The sequence below is a fragment of the Bartonella sp. B1099 genome (assembly GCF_944801835.1).
GTDB lineage: Bacteria > Pseudomonadota > Alphaproteobacteria > Rhizobiales > Rhizobiaceae > Bartonella.
The window spans coordinates 1,230,463-1,248,015 of the sequence record NZ_CALYLN010000001.1; the positions used below are offsets into that span (position 1 = coordinate 1,230,463).

A 17,553-nucleotide genomic window follows, 5' to 3' on the forward strand; every position below is an offset into this window, starting at 1 on the left:
TGAATTAGCCAAGGCGGCTTTGCCAAATTGCGCAATGTCTTTAAACTTAATCAAGCAGGCATCGAAGATTTAGGCGATGCTATCAACCATCTTTCCAACCACATGGCGGCCAAGGCAAGTGAGGTGTCTGACTTTACCAATCGGGCGACGGGTGCGGCAACCATGTTTAAACTGACAGCCCGTGAAACCGCAGCCTTTGGAACGGCGATGATTTCTGCTGGGATTGTCCCAGAGAGTGCAGCACGTGGTTTTAACTCTATCAGTGCCCGTATTCAGGCGGGAGGAAAGCATATTGAAGATGCTTTTACCAATATTGGTCTCTCTCGCCAAAAATTTATGGAAGATTTGGAGAAAGATGCCACCGGTACCTTGGTGCGTTTTTTTGATGTGTTGGGCAAATCCGAACAGGGGATGCGTTCGCTGATTGCCATTGCAGGACGAGACTTTACCGGTGATTTTGCCAAACTGGTCAACAACCCAGAATTGTTAGGGCAAGCCTTAAAATTTGTTGAAGACCCAAAAGTCTTTAAAGGCTCTGTCGAACAAGAGGCAGATAAACAAGCAACCGGTGCCATGCGGCAATTTGAACTGTTGCAAAACCGCATTGTGGCTTTAGGGGTTACCATTGGTGAGGTTTTGTTGCCCCATGTGAACAGTTTAATGGAAACTGTTGGTGGTTTTTTAAACGTGCTGATGGCATGGGCTAATGAACACCCTGTTTTAACCGGTGTGATCATCAAAACCATTGCCGCCCTGATGGCTTTTAACATCGCTTTACGGGTTGTACGTTTTACCATGGCGGGAACCCGCCTTGGGATCCTGCAATTGATTGCCTCTTTCATCAAGCTTGGGTCTATTAGCCGCATGCTGAAGGCAAGTTGGCGCGGGCTCTTGGCTTCAGGGCGCTCACTGGGCTTGCTCACCGCAGGGTTTGGGGCACGTTTCCTCAAACTTTTGCGCCCCATGACCTTGTTGGTGGGCGCTTTGCGGGGGATTGCCGTCTCAGGGGCGGCTTTTGCGAGGAGCTTTGGTTTGATAGGAACCGTGATCGAAGTGGTTGGGGCAAGCCTGTCCTCTGTTGTGGGAGGGCTTTTTACCCCGGTAGGGGCTGTGATTGCTGCTGTTGTGGCTGTCATATTGGCTGCTGGTTTTGCTTTGTGGAAATATTGGGATCGCTTTTCTTCTTTTATGAAGGGCTTTTTACGGGGGGTAACACGGGCTTGGGGGCAAGCCTTTGAAGCCGTCATGCGTTTTTTTGGTGCTGATACCAGCACCATCACCCGTTGGAAGAATATCATTGCTTCTGCTTTTGATTTTTCTCAAAATTGGCAAAGGTTTAAACAAGGTCTTGTCTCTGTTGCTCAAAGCTTTGAAGATTTGTGGGATGGGATTAAACAAAGCCTTTCCAATTTTTGGGGGTGGTTGAAGCGTTTTTTTTCTCAAGAAAAGCTCACGGATAGTGCCAAGGCAAGCATGGAACAAGCCGGAGAAGATTTAGGGAGTTGGATTGTTAATGGTTTTATGGGCACCATCTCACAATTGACGGACTTTTGTAAATCTTTACCTCACCGCATAAAGGGGTGGATTGGGTCGATTGATGTAAGAGATTATTTGCCAAGTTTTTTAGGAGGCAAAACGCCTCAGCCTGTTGTGCAATTTTCGGGAGCAGGGCATGGACATAGCTTTGTTCCAGAAGTAAAAGACAAAGAGCGCGTCCCCATTACGCACAATCAAAATGTCACGGTGCATGTCAATGGCGCGCGTGATCCCATTGCAACTGGTTATGCGGTTCGTCATGCCTTGCAACGGGCAGGGGCCAATGCCTTGCATGGCGGAACAGAATAAGGGGAGGGAGTATGCAAGATCCTTTGCTGATGTTGGGACCGCATCAATTTTATGTGGACTGGTTGAACTTCCAATCGTTTGAGGAAGAGTTTTCGGCTTCATGGGTTTGCTTAGAGCGTTTTGGTGGGGCCCCTGGTTTGCAATTTACCGGTTATGGCAATGATCCCAAAACCATCCACGGGGTATTATTTCCAGAAGAGTTTGGGGATCGGGTTGCCATTGATGCCATCACCAGAACCATACGTGCGGCTCAACCCGTTCAGATGATCCGTTGGATGAGTGATGATAGCTACAGTGCCTTAATGCTTGGATCCGTGGTGATTACCAGTGTCACGAAAGACCATGACTATATTAGCCGCTCTGGTCAATCGGGGCGTATTCGCTATTCCATTAGCCTGTTGCCGTTTTTTGATGGGGGAAAACCACAAGGTCAATATCAAGTGGGGCAATATCAAATAGGGCAATACCAAGGGGGGCAAGAGGAGGATAGCCCATGAAGATCCCCGCAAAACAGCTTGTGGTCGAATTAGAGGATATGAGTTTAGACCTGATTTGTTATCATCATGCCTTGTCTGTTTTAGGAGACCGGAGGCAAGCTGGGTCATTGAGGGGTTATTTAGAAGCCACGCTGGCGGCTAATCCAGAGATTGCGGGGTATGATACTTTTTTACCGCGGGGCTTAAAGGTTCTTTTGCCTGAATTTATTTCCCAAGAAAAAAACAGCGTGGTCAAACGGCTATGGGATTAATGCGCACACATCCCTTTATTGAGGTAAGGGTAGGGGAGAAACTTGTTCATGAAGTTTTTTACCAACGTCTTTTAACGGCAACCATCACAGACAATGCGGGTAATGAAGCCGATACATTCGAGGCGGAATTTGATGATAGCGGCAATGATTTAGAGATCCCCTCCAGTAACACTGCGCTCCATGTCACCTTTGGTTATGAGAACAGCATTCGTGCCTTTATGGGGCGTTTTGTTGTCGAATCGGTGATCAATTGTGGGGGCAGTGATGGAGAGATTTTGCGCCTTTGTGGCAAAAGCGCTTCCATGCGTGCGGAGATCAAAGAACAGGACAGCGAACATTTTGACCACAAAACCATTGCTGAGATTGTTGAGAGCCTTGACAAACGTCATGGTTATCAAGCAAAGGTCAGTCCACAGTTTAGCAAACAAACCTTGCCTTATGTGGTGCGCACCGATCAATCGGCGATTGATTTTTTAACCCGGCTTGCTGATCGGATGCAGGCGCGTTTTTTGATCAAAGACAATAAGTTTTTATTTTTAAGCGGGGACAATCTCCCGCTTCAGACCATCCATCAACAGGAGTGTTCCCATTGGGAATTTAGTTCTCGAGCCGCGCACCCAATATGGCATGATAGAAGCACGGTATTTTGATCGCGCAAAAGGGCAACAGCACGTTGTTACGCATCGCACAGGGTATACGGGGCCCATTCGCCGTCTGCGGACGTGCTACCCTTGTAAGCAGCAAGCACAAGCTGCGGCTGCTTCTGAGTCGGATAGGCTTTGTCGAGCCATGGGTAGTGGTTCTTTAAGCCTTGAGGGGCGCCCTGAAATCATGGCGGGGCAACCGCTTTTGCTTCAAGGGTTTCGAGACGAAATCAATGGCCCATGGCATGCTGCAACCGTGACCCATCGCTATGAGAGGCAAAGCGGATACACCACAGAAATCACCTTTGAGGCACCAGATCAAGGAAAGGAAACAGGAGAAAAGGAAACTTGATCAGAACAGAAAATCAAAGGTGCAGCCTGCTCCTTTGATCGGTAGTGATGTTTCTTGAGATTAAAGTGCAAGGTTTGCACTTTGGGTGGGAGAGAGCAATTGGGACAAGTTGTCCCTATACCTTAAAGGAGCAATAGGATCAAGTTGATCCAATTGCATGAGGCCAGCAATAGGGTAATGTTTACCCAATTCCTCAAACAAGTAATAGTGCAAACATTGCGCAATTGCATATAGAAGTGCAATACGGTCAACATGACCGAATTCCTCCAAGCTTCTTTTGTTTTTTAATAATGCCTCAGAAAACCGAAAAGCTGTCATGCAGTTTATGCTAAAGAAAAGGTACCATTTTATGCATGCTTCTTCTCAAATAATACGATTTTTTAATGCGATTCTTGCTCATGACTGATCATCAGAAATTGCGACCTTTAAGAGAGGAAAAATAAAGACTCATTAAAGAGGCTTTAAATGATCTTTGAAAGGTCTTTGAAGACCCTTTGAGATCCCCTTAAAAATCATTTTAAAGAAAATAAATTGGTACAAAACCTGCTGGCAAGCTACAATGTGAATAAAAAGAATCCGTTATATGGAATAAAAAAGAAGTGGCTCCCCGGGCCGGATTCGAACCAGCGACCAACCGGTTAACAGCCGGTTGCTCTACCGCTGAGCTACCGGGGAACGATGCTCAATTATTTATCTGAAGAGGCTATAGCAAAGCAAGACTGATTTGCAAAGGATAAAATTATTTTTTTTTTTAAAATATGATAAATTGTGTAATAAGAGAAAAAAAAGCGAGAGAAGATTTCTAAACCTTGACGGATGCTTTACCTTCCCTTATTGAAGCCTTTATATTTGTTGATGAGGCCTTGTGGCGGAATGGTTACGCAGAGGACTGCAAATCCTTGTATCCCGGTTCGATTCCGGGCGAGGCCTCCAGCCGATTTTAAGCGAAACGGCTTTTAAGGGGGTACTAGGAAGATAGATTATTTCCCTCTACAGTGGTAAAAACACTTTTGTATGAGAGGTTTGTCCTGTTAGAATCGAGTTGTTGACTGTCGTATTTTTTTTTGTAATCCCCATCTTTTTAAGAGATCTTAGTTCCTCATTATTGCTGTTTTGTTTGTTTTTTGTAGGTTAGGAGAAAATAGTCGTTATGGTTGCAGATTTTGCTGAGCTTCGTCGCAAAATGGTTGACAATCAAATTCGTACAGTCGATGTAACGGATTTATCAGTTCTTGAAGCGTTTTTAACGATATCTCGTGAAGATTTTGTATCGGAAGATATGAAAGCATTAAGCTATCTTGATACCGATATTGTTTTATGTCCAATGCAAGATGAAGTCCTTGCACGCTATTTGATGAAGCCTGCGTCTCTTGCAAAATTGTTACAGCTTGCTGCTGTAAAATCGTCAGATGTTGTTTTAGATATTGGTGCAAATAGTGGCTATTGTGCAGCCTTGCTTTCAAAACTTGCAGGGTCTGTGATTGCGTTGGAAAGTAATCAGTCTCTTTTTGAACATGCTCTTGAAGCTTTGGAACGTAATCAATGTGATAATGTGGTTGTCATTCATGGTCCATTAGAGCAGGGATACGCTGTTGAAGGGCCTTATGATGTGATTTTTATGGAAGGATCTGTCGATTTTATTCCACAAGGTATCTTTGATCAAATGAAAGACAGTGGACGTCTTGTTGTGGTTGAAGGGGATGGAAATGCTGCTGTAGCACGAATCTATATAAAAGAAGATGGAATCATTTCTCCCCGTCGAGCTTTTAATCTCGCCGTAAAGCCTCTTCCTTGTTTTTTAAAAACACCTGATTTTGTATTTTAGTGCTTGTTCGTTTTATGAATAAAAGATAATTTTGTCATTTATTTGGGGTTTGTTATTGTGTGTATTGTGTTTAAAATAAACAAGAAGTTTCAGGTGTATTTTTTGCTGGTGTTGAGTCTTTTACTCTCAGAGACTGTTTGTGCTGAAACATTGATGGATGCCTTTTCGAAAGCTTATAAACACAATGCTAAGTTGAATAGTGAACGGGCGGCTGTCCGTATAGCCAGTGATGACGTTGTCATCGCGCGATCAGGGTTCTTACCACAAGTTGAAGGGGTTGGAAGCTATGGGCGGAATAAGTCTTTTACAGGTCCTTATGTCACTTCTGGATCTATAGGTGTGAGATTAAATCAAAGATTATTTGACGGTTTTATCACGCAAAATATGTTTTCTTCATCTCAAGTTAAGCTCCAGGCGCAGCGTGAGTATCTTCGTAATGCTGAACAAAATACCTTTCTGGAAACTGTGACAGCTTATGCGAATGTCTATCAAGCACGTCGTGTTGCCGATCTTCGGAGAGAAAATTTGGCAGCTCTTGAAGAGCAAGTTCGTTCCAATAAAGCAAAATTTGATGTGGGTGAGGGAGGGCGTGTTGATCTGGCTCAAGCTCAAGCGGCACGTTCCGTGGCGGTTTCAGAACTAAGTCTTGCTCGTGCTGATGTAAAAGCAGCAGAGGCCGTGTATCGACAAATTATTGGTTCTGATCCTGAAAAGTTAAAACGCCCATCCATCGCTACAGATTTTCCCGTCAATCTTGATACGGCTTACCAAATGAGTGTTGTGATGCATCCAGCAATCCTTTATGCTCAATATTTAGTCGATGCGAGTGTTTACAATGTCAAGGCGAAAGAGGGAGAACTGCTCCCTAAGGTTGATTTTTCTGCAACAGCCTCTTATAATCGAATTTACAGCGGTGCTGGTCAGGATGGTATTTCTAAATCAATAGGATTGTCCGTGAGTGTTCCAATCTTTGAAGGGGGGCGTACGTCTGCGCAGATTCGCCAATCGAAGGAACTGCTTGGACAGGCGCAGCTTCAACTCGATTTGGCGCATAGTAATACGAGACAAGCCCTCACTTCTGCTTGGTTCCAGTTGGAAGGGGCACGTGCATCTGTTATTGCTTACCGTGAAAGTGTTCATGCTGCTGAAATTGCTCTTAAAGGTCGTGTTCAAGAAAATCGTGTAGGACAGGCAACGACATTAGATGTTTTAAATTCTCGTACTCAATTGATTAATGCTCAAATTGCGCTTGTAATGGCAGAGCGTAATGCTGTTGTGGCAAGCTATAGTGTTCAATCTGCTATTGGTAAATTGACAGCAAATTATCTCGGCTTAAAAACAATTCAATATATTCGATAACGCATAAAAGTCGCTCTTTGATCTCAGATCATTTTAGTTTTTAAAAAATCGGTTAATCAGTCGTTGGATAGGTTGAAAAATAGAGCAGTAATATGTTTTTTAAGTGTAGAAAGTTGTGTGTAGCGCCTTCTTTATGACACGCATATTTGAAAATATCATGAGAGGCATGTTGATCTTATGATTCTTTTGCATACACTGAAAATGTGATTCTATTTGTTGTTGCGTCTTTGAGAGGTTGTAAAGTATGGTACAGAGTTCAAGCGTGTTACGTGAGCCAAGTATGGATGAAATTTTAACATCTATTCGTGAAATAATCGAAGAAAATGCGGTTCAATCTGATCACTTTTTAAATGAAGATGTCGCAGTAAATGCTTCGGAAGATCGTTTGGAAGTTGCATCAGAAGGTGTTTATGATACAACCCTATCGGTTGATGATGCTATGAAAGCCTTAGCTGATCGCATTGGTCTTTCTACAGAAAATCAAGGGGGAAGGATAGCACAAGAGAAGGAGGATACAGGGGGAGAAAATGATACAGTTGGTGTGGATGTGCAAAAGATGAAGCTTGCTTCTGAAGAACGAAACTCTGTTTATAAAGCAAAAGAATATGAAGATGAGATCAGGAAGTCGCCGTCAGAAGCTGGAAGGACTGGTCGTGTAGAGTTGCCGGCGTATTGTATTTCTTCTGCAGAAAAGATTGCAAAGGATGTGTTGCGTCCAGCTATAGCAGAATGGTTGCAGTCTAAATTGCCTGTTTTGCTGGAAGATATTTTACGTGAAGAGATTGTGAAGGCGATAAAAAAATCGTCTTAATTATTTTTATGTTTTTTATTTTATGAAAAATTTGTTTGAGGTTTTGCGGGCTCTCTAGTGAGGGATGGAGTTTGCGGGATTTTGATCGGGGTTTGATCATATATTGTGTTTTTCAGCGGCGTTATGGATGGATAGAATGTTAGACAAAAACTATGATGCTGCTTCCATAGAGCAACGGGTTGCAAAGAGATGGGAGACTCGTGGGGCTTTTAAAGCGGGAGCGGGTTCTAAAAGTGGTGCAGAACCTTTTTGCGTTATGCTTCCACCGCCTAATGTTACAGGCTCACTTCATATGGGGCATGCGCTCAATACGACAATTCAAGATATAATGGTTAGATTTCAGCGGATGCGTGGCAAAAATGTTTTGTGGCAGCCTGGTATGGATCATGCTGGGATTGCTACACAAATGGTTGTAGAGCGTCAACTTGCAGAACGCCAAGAGCCAATGCGTCAAGAAATGGGGAGAGAAAAGTTTATTGAGCGTATTTGGGAATGGCGTCATGAAACGGGAGGTATTATTGCAAACCAGTTGCGTCGCCTTGGCGTTTCATGTGATTGGTCACGTGAGCGTTTTACAATGGATGAGGGGTTGTCGCAGGCTGTTCGTGAAGTCTTTGTCACGCTTTATAAACAAGGATTGATATATAGAGATAAACGCCTCGTCAATTGGGATCCTAAATTATTGACGGCTATTTCGGATCTTGAAGTTGAACAAAAAGAAGTTCAAGGACATTTGTGGCATTTTAGATATCCACTTGAGGGTAAAATTTTTGATCCAAATGATGCGACAACTTTTATAATAGTGGCGACAACACGTCCAGAAACAATGCTTGGTGATACAGGAATTGCTGTTAATCCGGAAGATGAGCGTTATAAAAATCTTATCGGTAAAAATGCTCTTTTGCCACTTGTTGGTCGTAGGTTATTAATTGTTGGTGATACGCATGCTGATCCTGAGGCTGGAAGTGGTGCGGTAAAAATTACTCCCGCTCATGACTTTAATGACTTTGAAGTAGGACAGCGTAATGATTTACGCTTAATCAATATTTTTACCCAAAATGCCGAGATTTTTCTCCGTGAGAATGAAGCGTTTTTTGATGGTTTGATTTTATCAGATGAATTAAAAATGTTAGTGGAAAATCTCGATAAATCCGATCGTTTTGTTGCGCGCCAGAAGATTATTTCTTTGATGGAAGAACGAGGGTATTTAGCTTCTGTTGATGATCATTCCCATATGGTTCCTCATGGAGATCGCAGTGGTGTGCCTATTGAACCTTTTTTGACAGACCAATGGTATGTTCATGCTGCTGAGTTAGCGAAGCCAGCGATAGAGGCTGTTCAACAAGGAAAAACTCAGTTTGTTCCCGATAACTGGAAAAAAACCTATTTCAATTGGATGCAAAATATTCAGCCTTGGTGCATTTCTCGCCAGTTATGGTGGGGACATCAGATTCCTGCTTGGTATGGCCCTGATGGGACAGTTTTTGTTGAAAAAAGTGAAAAAGAGGCTTTAGATTCGGCTTTTGCTCATTACGGTAAGGTGGTTGAATTAATCCGCGATCCGGATGTTTTAGATACTTGGTTTTCATCAGCTCTTTGGCCTTTTTCAACATTGGGATGGCCCGATAAAACAACTGAATTATCTACTTTTTATCCAACATCTTTATCGGTGACAGGATTTGACATTATTTTTTTCTGGGTTGCTCGTATGATGATGATGGGACTTCATTTTATGGGTGAAGTTCCTTTCCCAACGGTTTATGTGCACGCTCTTGTCCGAGATCAAAAGGGTGCAAAAATGTCAAAATCAAAGGGAAATATTATTGATCCCTTAGAGCTTATTGATCAGTATAGCGCTGATGCCCTTCGTTTTACTTTGGCTATTATGGCAGCGCAGGGGCGTGATGTAAAACTTGATACTTCACGCATTGCTGGTTATCGTAATTTTGCTACGAAATTATGGAATGCGACCCGATTTGCACAGATGAATGGTGTAAAGCGTAATTCTGCTTTTAAGCCAGAACACGCAAAGCTGGCGCTTAATCGTTGGATTTTAACAGAACTCTCTAAAACAATTGCAGCAGTGACGACGGGTATTGAACACTATAAGTTTAATGAATCGGCAGCTGCACTTTACCGTTTCATTTGGAATACATTTTGTGACTGGTATTTAGAACTTCTCAAACCTATCTTTCAGGAGGAATGTGAAGATGTTAAAAATGAAGCTCAAGCTTGTACTGCTTGGGTGTTAGATGAAGTCTATAAACTTCTTCATCCCTTTATGCCGCATATGACAGAAGAATTGTGGTCTCTTACGGAAACACAAGAGATCAAGCGTGAAGATATGCTCGCATTGACAAAATGGCCAGAGGCAACATTGATCGATGAAGAGGCTGCTGCTGATATTAATTGGCTTATTGATGTGGTCACAGGGATTCGGTCTGTACGTTTTGAAATGAATATTCCAGCCGCTACACGAGCACCTCTTGTCGTTGTCGAAGCAGGGGAAGTAACGCGAGAGCGTGTGCAGCGTTATGATGCACTTCTTAAAAAGTTAGCGCGTATTGAAGTCATTGATTTCTCTGATAAGGTTCTGGAAGTATCGGCACAAATGATTTTGGGAGAGGCTGTTTTTTGTTTGCCATTAGGACAGTTGATTGATTTGGAGGCTGAACGTGTTCGTTTGAGGAAGGAGTCCCGTAAAATTGAACAAGATATTGAAAAAATATCGCTTAAGTTAAATAATCCAAGATTTATAGCAAATGCAAAAACAGAAATTGTTGAAAGTGAACAAAATAGGGTTGTAGAACTGCGTGCTGCGCAAAAGAAGATCTCTATTGCTTTAGAGCGGTTGGGTTGATTCTCACTTTTTTTGATGGATGATTTCATCACGTTACGGCTGGTATTCATTTTTTTAAGAAAGCTTTTTCTTTTTTCGTCTTTCGTGAATGCGATCATAAAACCTCTACAGGGAACCAGCGTTTTTGTGTTCATTATTAAAGAGACATCTCTTAAGGTACCCAAAGCTCATTTCACGCAGGTATCCGTAAATGGTATAAAGGAGATCCATTGAGTCTTCTCATTTTTACGCTTGTGAAGTAATGGATCGGTGTTATTACACACTTTGTCAGTGTTTAGTGTTGCGCGAAAGTAGTCTTTGGCACTTGTGACAGTTCATAAGAGGTGTTTTAAATCCTCTTTTAAGCTCATCTGCAAATCTCATTCATCGCTTATGCGCAAGAGATTTTAATTACTTCAATATAAAAAGGGGAAGGAAGATTCCTGTATTGGAAGGTGTTATTCAAATTGTAATTGATGATTTATCTTTAAAAATCAATTTGTTGTATATAAAAACGAACGCTTAATTTTATTGAAAACTTTGAATGGTTTTCATTTATTGGTCTTTTCTTTTAAAAATTTTACTTTAGAATTTCTCGTATTTCTTACTAAGAAAAAGATTTTAAAGGTCTACAAAGAAATTTGAACAGATAGAACAATTAACATTGAAAGAGGGGGGGAAATGATCAAGAGTTTTCAGATATGGAAAAAAGCTACGATTATAGTGATTTTAGGGGGATTTTTTTCGACTGTTTATGCCATAGATGTTAATAGTTTGCAGGAAGTGCATGATGGTTCGTTTTATTTTTTGAAACGTGGCATGTTTGCTTATAAAAATGGGCAGATCAATCAGGCTATTTCAGCGCTACGTTGTGCCGCTAAGAGAGGTCATATTGGCGCGAATTGGAAACTTGGCTCTATTTACGCAAACGGTGATGGTGTCCCTAAAGATGATTACAAGGCCTATCATTTTTTTGCATACATCGTTGAAAAAGGTGCTGATCTTGGTTCAGAGGATGAAAGTTATGTCTCTGATGCATTGGTTAAACTTGCGGGATATATAAAAAAAGGTATTCCTCAATCACCGGTGAAACCTAATCCTTCTTATGCCATTCGTCTTTATATGCAGGCTGCGGTGAACTATGGAAATTCTAAAGCTCAGTATCAATTAGGAAAAATATTTTTAAAGGGAGAGGGAAAGGAGAAGAATCTTATACAAGCAGCACGATGGTTTCAACTTTCAGCAAAAAAAGGAAACTCTTCTGCTCAAGCGATGCTTGGAAATATGCTGATTCAAGAAGGAAAAATCATTCGCGGGACGGCAATGTTAACTGCAGCCTATGAAAAAGCTGACGTAAAAGACAAAAATTGGATTTACCCTTTGCAAGAAAAGGCATTTGCTCTTTGTAATGAATTTGAGAGACGTACAGCAATTTCACTGGTTGCTGATATTTTAAAAAATAAGAACTTTTAACTATCTGATTGTAATATTTTTCACATTCTCTCATTCGTTATTAAACTCTATTATTTTTTGTGTTCAAGTTTATAGTAGAGAGAGCTTTTTGCGATGATATAAAGCTAATGACTTAGGATTTTAGACAAAAACTCCTGCGTTCTTGGTGTTCTAGATTGCGGATTAGAAAAGAACTCTTTAGATGAACAGTCTTCAAGAATTGTTCCTTGGTCCATGAAAATAACACGCTCAGAGACTTTTTGTGCAAATCCCATTTCATGGGTTACACAAATCATTGTCATCCCTTCTTCAGCTAAACTGATCATGACGTCGAGTACTTCACCTACCATTTCAGGATCTAGAGCAGAGGTTGGTTCATCAAAAAGCATAACAAGTGGATCCATGGTTAAGGCACGTGCAATAGCAACACGCTGTTGTTGCCCTCCAGAAAGTTGTCCCGGATATTTGTCTTTATGTTCAATAAGTCCAACGCGTTCAAGATACAACAAACCACGTTCAAGTGCTTCTTTTTTGCTTCGTTTTAGGACTTTAATTTGTGCAATTGTCAAATTTTCTGTGACCGATAAATGGGGAAAAAGTTCGAAGTGCTGAAAGACCATTCCCACATGGCTGCGCAATTTAGGCAGATTCGTTTTTTTTGAATGAACTGGTGTTCCATTAATCCAAATTTCGCCTTTTTGAAAAGGGACGAGAGCGTTAATCGTTTTAATGAGTGTTGACTTCCCTGAGCCTGATGGTCCACAAACTACAACCACTTCTCCTTTGTTAATATTGGTTGTACAATTTTTAAGAACGTTAATTTCGCCATACCAATTAGAAACATTTTTTATTTCGATCATATGCGTAGACATTTTTTTTCCTGTTAGCGAATAATGGATACTTTTTTTTGTAAATATAAAACGATTTGTGACAGTGTAAAACAGATAACAAAATAGAAAATAGCTGCTAAAATGTAAGCTTCCTGCTTTACACCAAAATTATTAGCAGCAATATCAAAACCATTCAAAAGGCTATGACCGCTGATAGCATAAACAAGGGTTGTATCCTGAAAAAGGATAATAACTTGTGTTAAAAAGACAGGAAGCATATCTCTAAAGGCTTGAGGAAGAATGACAATGTACATACTTTGCCAATAGGTCATCCCAAGGGCTTGTCCTGCATATTTTTGTCCTTGCGGAACCGAATTGATACCAGCACGCATAATTTCAGCAAAATAAGCCGTTTCAAATGCAGTAAAGGTAATAAGTGCTGATTTATTAGCACCGATGGATGTTCCCGTTAAAAAAGGTAGAAGCACAAAAAACCATAAGATAACCATCACAAGTGGTATTGAACGCATCGCTGTTATGTAAACGATTGAAAACCAAGAAAGAAGTTTTATGGAAGAAAGGCGCATCATTGCTAAAAGCGTACCGAAAATAAATCCCAATACCGTTGCAAAAAGCGTTAGAAAAACGCTAAAGAGTAAACCTGATAAAATGTAAGAACGAAATACATCAAAGGTAAAAAAGGAAAAATTAAAGTCGGAAAAATTGAAAGGGAAATAAAGTCCAAACTGAGAGCTTATGAAATTTATCATATTTAATTTCCCTTTGTTTGAAAATTGGGAATTTTGAGTATTTGTTCAATAACTGTCATCACAATGAATACGCATAAGGCTATAAAAATATAAAGAATCGTAACAAGCAAATAGTTTTCGTAAACATGACTTATCTCTTCAATTGCTTGGTATTGAAATTGCATGAGTTCATTTATTGAAACGGCGAATGCTATAGATGAATTCTTCACAATGCCCATTGCTTCTGAAGTAAGCGGCGGCATAATTGTACGAATAGCACGTGGTAATATGATATAGCGATAACTTTGATAAGTTGTAAACCCCATTGCCATAGCAGCATAGCGTTGCCCTGAAGAAATCGCTTCAATGCCTGAACGAACCTGTTCTGCAATACGTGCCGATGTAAAGAACCCCAACGCGCATGTTACTAAGAGAATAGGGGAAAATTTCATCGCTGGTGGATAAATCTTAGGGACAACAAAATACCATAAAAATACCTGTACAAGAAGGGGAATATTACGCATAATTTCTACCCAAATAGTCCCGATCGTGCGAACGACGCAATTGGTGATAGACGTTTTAGGTAAAGTGCGCATTGTTCCTATAATAACACCACAAAATATAGCTAATATAAGTGAAGTGATGGACAATATAACCGTATTTTTTAAGCCATCAAGAAGTGTATCTAAATAGGTATGACTTACGCCGGGCGTGCCCAAGCATCCCGTTACCAGTGTTTGAGTAAGGTCATCTCTACAAAGGAAAGAAAAGTCCATTAATTGATATTCCCTCAAATTAGTCATTCACAAGGACAATAAATTAAGCGTATCTACATAAGCAGAATTTATTAAAAAGTGAACTAAAATATAAACCACACTCAATTTTTAAAGAGTGTGGTTCTTCTTTTCAAATTCTATAAATCTTTTTCAGTGTAGCTTTCCCGAGGCTTATTGTTTGGGTGATCCCAAGCATATCTTGTTTGTTTTGATAAGGGAAGGTTCATAACAGTATTTGCAGGCGGAATCGGTTTCATAAACCACTTATTATAAAGCTTTTCAAGTGATTCGTCTTTAATTTGACGTAGGATACTATCATTGATTGCTTGTTCAAATTGTTTGTCATGTAATCTCAGCATACAGGCGATAGGCTCGACTGAAAGTACGGTGTCAAGAATGACAAAATCCGATGGATTTTTTGATTTTGCAATATGTCCTGCGAGAATTGAAGCATCCATAACAAATGCATCGGCACGACCCGATTCGAGTAATAAGAAGCTATCTCCGTGGTCTTTTCCTTTGATGACCTTAAAGTGAATGTTTTTTGCACGTTTGTTTTTACGAATAAGTTGAACAGATGTTGTACCGGTGGTCGTTGCAACTGTTTTTCCATTTAAATCATCAAGAGATTTAATGTTAGAATTTTTCTTTACAGCAATCCGAACTTCTTCAACGTATGTTGTATAAGCAAATGCTGCTTCTTTGCTGCGAGCAATATCATTTGTTGTTGAGCCGCACTCAAAATCATAGGTCTTATTTTTTAAGAGGGGAATTCTATTTTGAGATGTTATGGGAAGATAATGAATTTTAATCGGTTTACCAATTTTTTTTGAGATATCATCAATGATACGTTCTGCCATTTCTGTATGAAAGCCTACATATTTATTATTACCAAGGGCGTAGGCCAAACCAGATGATTCACGAACACCTAAAGTGATTTCCCCTGTTTGTTTTATTTTTTCAAGCGTATCATTTTCAGCATGCGCGACGCTTGTGAGCCCAATGGCTGCTGCTGCAATAAACATTAACAATGATTTCTTCATTTATGTCCTCCATTCATTGATTTTTATTTTAGTTACTTAAGATATACTGTTTGAACGGTGTAGCATAGTTATTCTTCTGAGTGGAATTTTTTTTGTTGTCTTATGAGGTGAGAGTTATACTTTCTTAATTGATATTAAGATGAATCCAGACAGGAACATGGTCGGATGGTTTTTGGTATCCCCTTACTTCTGTTTGACTATGAGCGCAAATAAGGTGATCAACTGCTTCTGGTGATAAGAGTAAATGATCAATGCGAATCCCATTATTTTTAGGCCATGCTCCAGCTTGGAAATCCCAAAAACTAAAGGAGGGTGTATCGGTGACATTTCGGATAGCATCGTAAAGACCTAAATGAAGGATACGCTGTAATGCTTTTCTTGTTTTTTGAAGAAATAAGGCATCTTGATTCCATTCTTGAGGTTTTTTTGCATCGAGTGGGGTAGGGATGACGTTATAATCACCGGCTAGAACAAGGGGCTCCTCATACGCAAGCAATGATTTTGCATGTGCATATAACCTTTCCATCCATTCCATCTTATAGGAATATTTTTCACTCTCAATAGGGTTTCCATTTGGCAAATAGAGCGATGCAACACGAATAACGCCTTTATTTATTGAATAAACAGCTTCAATATAACGTGCTTGTTCATCATTATTATTGCCAGGTAGTCGACGGATTATTTCATCCGGTGTTTTTTTAGAAAGAATCGCAACGCCATTAAAACTTTTTTGTCCGTGTGTTTCTATATGGTAACCTAGATTTTCAATTGCATCACGTGGAAAATTTTCATCAATACTTTTAATTTCCTGTAGACAGACTATATCTGGCTGATTTTGCTGTAGCCATTGATATAATGTTTCGTGTCGTGCTTTTATTCCGGCAATATTCCACGTTGCTATTTTCATGGTACTCATCATTCGATATCAAATATACAATTCAATTTGCTGCGTTAATATTTTATCGCAGTCACATTATTGTTTTTTATTTACTAGGGCGATATTACTATGGTAAATTGATTTATCAAGAGACCCCCAAAAAGCAAAAAAGGCAAATTTAAAGTTTTAAAATTTAATTTATTTTCATTTTTGAAAACTTTCTGCTGTTTAGTTCTTGACGAATGTCTGTGTTCTCGCTATTAGACACGAGCGTAACCGATGTAGAAATGATCTTTTGTTTTGGATATAACCCAAAAGGTCCTTCAGACGGGTGTTGAAAAGATTAAAAGCAAATGCTAGTGCAAAAGGCTATTGCCTTCTCTGCTTATGATCGGGTAGACTGTTTTTAGCAGCTGTGCCCGATTTTGTGTGTAGAGTAAGATATCTATACCAATTTTGTTGGTGTGGGTGGAGATAAAATAGAAAAGCCCGATTGGGTGAGACGAATGTAAATCGAAAAGAGGAAGGTTGCATGCCTACCGTAAACCAGTTGATTCGCAAGCCGCGTGTGGCGCCAGTTAAACGTAATAAGGTTCCTGCTCTGCAGTCGAATCCACAGAAGCGTGGTGTTTGTACACGTGTTTATACAACAACGCCGAAGAAGCCTAATTCGGCTCTTCGTAAAGTTGCTAAAATTCGCTTGACGAATGGATTTGAAGTGATTGGTTATATTCCTGGAGAGGGACATAATCTTCAAGAGCACTCTGTTGTGATGATCCGTGGTGGTCGTGTGAAAGATTTGCCAGGGGTTCGTTATCACATTATTCGTGGTTTGCTTGATACCCAAGGTGTTAAGAATCGTAAACAGCGTCGTTCAAAGTATGGCGCGAAGCGTCCAAAGTAATATTGAGAGACAAAGCCAATGTCCCGTCGTCATAGAGCAGAAAAGCGTGAAATTAATCCAGATCCTAAATTTGGTGATTTGGTTATTACAAAATTTATGAATGCCATTATGTTTGATGGTAAAAAATCAGTTGCAGAGCGTATTGTTTATGGTGCGCTTGATTCTGTAGAGAAAAAAGTAAAAACAGATCCAGTAGATCTCTTTCATCGGGCTTTAGAGAATGTTGCTCCTCATATTGAAGTTCGTTCTCGTCGTGTTGGGGGGGCTACTTATCAGGTTCCGATTGATGTTCGTCCTGATCGTCGTCAGGCTCTTGCTATTCGTTGGTTGATTTCGGCGGCGCGTGGGCGGAATGAGACGACGATGATTGAGCGTTTATCGGGTGAACTCATGGATGCGGCTAATAATCGCGGTTCTGCCGTGAAAAAGCGTGAAGATGTTCATCGTATGGCTGAAGCTAACCGTGCGTTCTCACATTATCGCTGGTAGAAGTTTTAAA

16 protein-coding genes, 2 tRNA genes and 1 pseudogene are annotated in these 17,553 nt (G+C 40.5%); 12 read left to right on the forward strand and 7 right to left on the reverse strand.

Features of this window, described 5'->3' with window-relative positions:
* Positions 1-27: 27 nt before the first annotated feature.
* From NNJ73_RS05235 to NNJ73_RS05250, 4 genes and pseudogenes are all read left to right on the forward strand, one after another.
* A complete protein-coding gene (locus NNJ73_RS05235; RefSeq protein ID WP_371923239.1) occupies positions 28-1,845 on the forward strand; it encodes a phage tail tape measure protein in 1,818 nt (605 codons plus the stop codon).
* Positions 1,846-1,856: 11 nt separating this feature from the next.
* Positions 1,857-2,342 carry a phage tail protein gene (locus tag NNJ73_RS05240; RefSeq protein ID WP_254493016.1) on the forward strand — a complete coding sequence of 162 codons (486 nt, stop codon included), beginning with the start codon at positions 1,857-1,859 and terminating at the stop codon, positions 2,340-2,342.
* Complete coding sequence (locus tag NNJ73_RS05245; RefSeq protein ID WP_254493017.1) at positions 2,339-2,593, forward strand: tail protein X; 255 nt, start codon at positions 2,339-2,341, stop codon at positions 2,591-2,593. Before NNJ73_RS05240 ends, NNJ73_RS05245 begins: the two co-directional genes overlap by 4 nt.
* Positions 2,593-3,589 (forward strand): annotated as a pseudogene (locus tag NNJ73_RS05250) (phage late control D family protein). Before NNJ73_RS05245 ends, NNJ73_RS05250 begins: the two are co-directional and overlap by 1 nt.
* A gap of 60 nt (positions 3,590-3,649) precedes the next feature.
* On the opposite strand, the gene NNJ73_RS05255 reads toward NNJ73_RS05250, so the two are convergent.
* Positions 3,650-3,907 carry a hypothetical protein gene (locus tag NNJ73_RS05255; protein WP_254493018.1) on the reverse strand — a complete coding sequence of 86 codons (258 nt, stop codon included), beginning with the start codon at positions 3,905-3,907 and terminating at the stop codon, positions 3,650-3,652.
* Positions 3,908-4,189: 282 nt separating this feature from the next.
* Positions 4,190-4,264 (reverse strand) — tRNA-Asn (locus NNJ73_RS05260).
* Positions 4,265-4,448: 184 nt separating this feature from the next.
* Here NNJ73_RS05260 and NNJ73_RS05265 point away from each other — a divergent pair.
* The 6 genes from NNJ73_RS05265 (at position 4,449) to NNJ73_RS05290 (ending at position 11,896) form a co-directional block, all read left to right on the forward strand.
* Positions 4,449-4,522: transfer RNA gene (locus tag NNJ73_RS05265), tRNA-Cys, on the forward strand.
* 217 nt (positions 4,523-4,739) lie between these two features.
* The gene (locus NNJ73_RS05270; protein WP_254493019.1) at positions 4,740-5,414 is read left to right on the forward strand and encodes a protein-L-isoaspartate O-methyltransferase; all 675 of its coding nucleotides are present in this window, start codon (positions 4,740-4,742) and stop codon (positions 5,412-5,414) included.
* Between the two features lie 108 nt (positions 5,415-5,522).
* Positions 5,523-6,773, forward strand: coding sequence for a TolC family outer membrane protein (locus NNJ73_RS05275; protein WP_254493223.1), 1,251 nt, complete (start codon positions 5,523-5,525; stop codon positions 6,771-6,773).
* A gap of 244 nt (positions 6,774-7,017) precedes the next feature.
* Entirely contained in the window at positions 7,018-7,584 is a 567-nt protein-coding gene (locus NNJ73_RS05280) for a DUF2497 domain-containing protein (protein ID WP_254493020.1), read from the forward strand.
* Positions 7,585-7,720: 136 nt separating this feature from the next.
* Complete coding sequence (locus NNJ73_RS05285; RefSeq protein WP_254493021.1) at positions 7,721-10,444, forward strand: valine--tRNA ligase; 2,724 nt, start codon at positions 7,721-7,723, stop codon at positions 10,442-10,444.
* A gap of 660 nt (positions 10,445-11,104) precedes the next feature.
* On the forward strand, positions 11,105-11,896 hold the full coding sequence (locus tag NNJ73_RS05290) for a tetratricopeptide repeat protein (protein WP_254493022.1): 792 nt from the start codon (positions 11,105-11,107) through the stop codon (positions 11,894-11,896).
* 104 nt (positions 11,897-12,000) lie between these two features.
* Here the strand turns inward: NNJ73_RS05290 and NNJ73_RS05295 are convergent, their stop codons facing one another.
* The 5 genes from NNJ73_RS05295 to xth form a co-directional block, all read right to left on the reverse strand.
* Positions 12,001-12,747 carry an amino acid ABC transporter ATP-binding protein gene (locus NNJ73_RS05295; protein WP_256477985.1) on the reverse strand — a complete coding sequence of 249 codons (747 nt, stop codon included), beginning with the start codon at positions 12,745-12,747 and terminating at the stop codon, positions 12,001-12,003.
* Between the two features lie 11 nt (positions 12,748-12,758).
* Positions 12,759-13,475, reverse strand: a complete 717-nt coding sequence (locus NNJ73_RS05300; RefSeq protein WP_254493023.1) for an amino acid ABC transporter permease — start codon at positions 13,473-13,475, stop codon at positions 12,759-12,761.
* 2 nt (positions 13,476-13,477) lie between these two features.
* A complete protein-coding gene (locus NNJ73_RS05305) occupies positions 13,478-14,230 on the reverse strand; it encodes an amino acid ABC transporter permease (RefSeq protein ID WP_254493024.1) in 753 nt (250 codons plus the stop codon).
* Positions 14,231-14,367: 137 nt separating this feature from the next.
* Complete coding sequence (locus NNJ73_RS05310) at positions 14,368-15,273, reverse strand: transporter substrate-binding domain-containing protein (protein WP_254493025.1); 906 nt, start codon at positions 15,271-15,273, stop codon at positions 14,368-14,370.
* Positions 15,274-15,397: 124 nt separating this feature from the next.
* Positions 15,398-16,180, reverse strand: coding sequence for an exodeoxyribonuclease III (gene xth / locus NNJ73_RS05315; protein ID WP_254493026.1), 783 nt, complete (start codon positions 16,178-16,180; stop codon positions 15,398-15,400).
* A 502-nt stretch (positions 16,181-16,682) separates the two neighbouring features.
* Here xth and rpsL point away from each other — a divergent pair.
* Complete coding sequence (gene rpsL / locus NNJ73_RS05320; RefSeq protein ID WP_005773262.1) at positions 16,683-17,054, forward strand: 30S ribosomal protein S12; 372 nt, start codon at positions 16,683-16,685, stop codon at positions 17,052-17,054.
* A gap of 18 nt (positions 17,055-17,072) precedes the next feature.
* Positions 17,073-17,543, forward strand: a complete 471-nt coding sequence (rpsG, locus tag NNJ73_RS05325) for a 30S ribosomal protein S7 (RefSeq protein ID WP_005773264.1) — start codon at positions 17,073-17,075, stop codon at positions 17,541-17,543.
* The last annotated feature ends 10 nt before the right edge of the window (positions 17,544-17,553 follow it).

What these genes read in the sequence shown, in the direction of transcription:
- rpsG (WP_005773264.1), top strand. Translation starts at nt 17,073, where the DNA reads ATGTCCCGTCGTCATAGAGCAGAAAAGCGTGAAATTAATCCAGATCCT.
- NNJ73_RS05245 (WP_254493017.1), top strand. Translation starts at nt 2,339, where the DNA reads ATGAAGATCCCCGCAAAACAGCTTGTGGTCGAATTAGAGGATATGAGT.
- NNJ73_RS05305 (WP_254493024.1), bottom strand. Translation starts at nt 14,230, where the DNA reads ATGGACTTTTCTTTCCTTTGTAGAGATGACCTTACTCAAACACTGGTA.
- NNJ73_RS05280 (WP_254493020.1), top strand. Translation starts at nt 7,018, where the DNA reads ATGGTACAGAGTTCAAGCGTGTTACGTGAGCCAAGTATGGATGAAATT.
- NNJ73_RS05295 (WP_256477985.1), bottom strand. Translation starts at nt 12,747, where the DNA reads ATGTCTACGCATATGATCGAAATAAAAAATGTTTCTAATTGGTATGGC.
- NNJ73_RS05285 (WP_254493021.1), top strand. Translation starts at nt 7,721, where the DNA reads ATGTTAGACAAAAACTATGATGCTGCTTCCATAGAGCAACGGGTTGCA.
- NNJ73_RS05270 (WP_254493019.1), top strand. Translation starts at nt 4,740, where the DNA reads ATGGTTGCAGATTTTGCTGAGCTTCGTCGCAAAATGGTTGACAATCAA.
- NNJ73_RS05310 (WP_254493025.1), bottom strand. Translation starts at nt 15,273, where the DNA reads ATGAAGAAATCATTGTTAATGTTTATTGCAGCAGCAGCCATTGGGCTC.
- xth (WP_254493026.1), bottom strand. Translation starts at nt 16,180, where the DNA reads ATGAAAATAGCAACGTGGAATATTGCCGGAATAAAAGCACGACACGAA.
- NNJ73_RS05290 (WP_254493022.1), top strand. Translation starts at nt 11,105, where the DNA reads ATGATCAAGAGTTTTCAGATATGGAAAAAAGCTACGATTATAGTGATT.
- rpsL (WP_005773262.1), top strand. Translation starts at nt 16,683, where the DNA reads ATGCCTACCGTAAACCAGTTGATTCGCAAGCCGCGTGTGGCGCCAGTT.
- NNJ73_RS05255 (WP_254493018.1), bottom strand. Translation starts at nt 3,907, where the DNA reads ATGACAGCTTTTCGGTTTTCTGAGGCATTATTAAAAAACAAAAGAAGC.
- NNJ73_RS05240 (WP_254493016.1), top strand. Translation starts at nt 1,857, where the DNA reads ATGCAAGATCCTTTGCTGATGTTGGGACCGCATCAATTTTATGTGGAC.
- NNJ73_RS05300 (WP_254493023.1), bottom strand. Translation starts at nt 13,475, where the DNA reads ATGATAAATTTCATAAGCTCTCAGTTTGGACTTTATTTCCCTTTCAAT.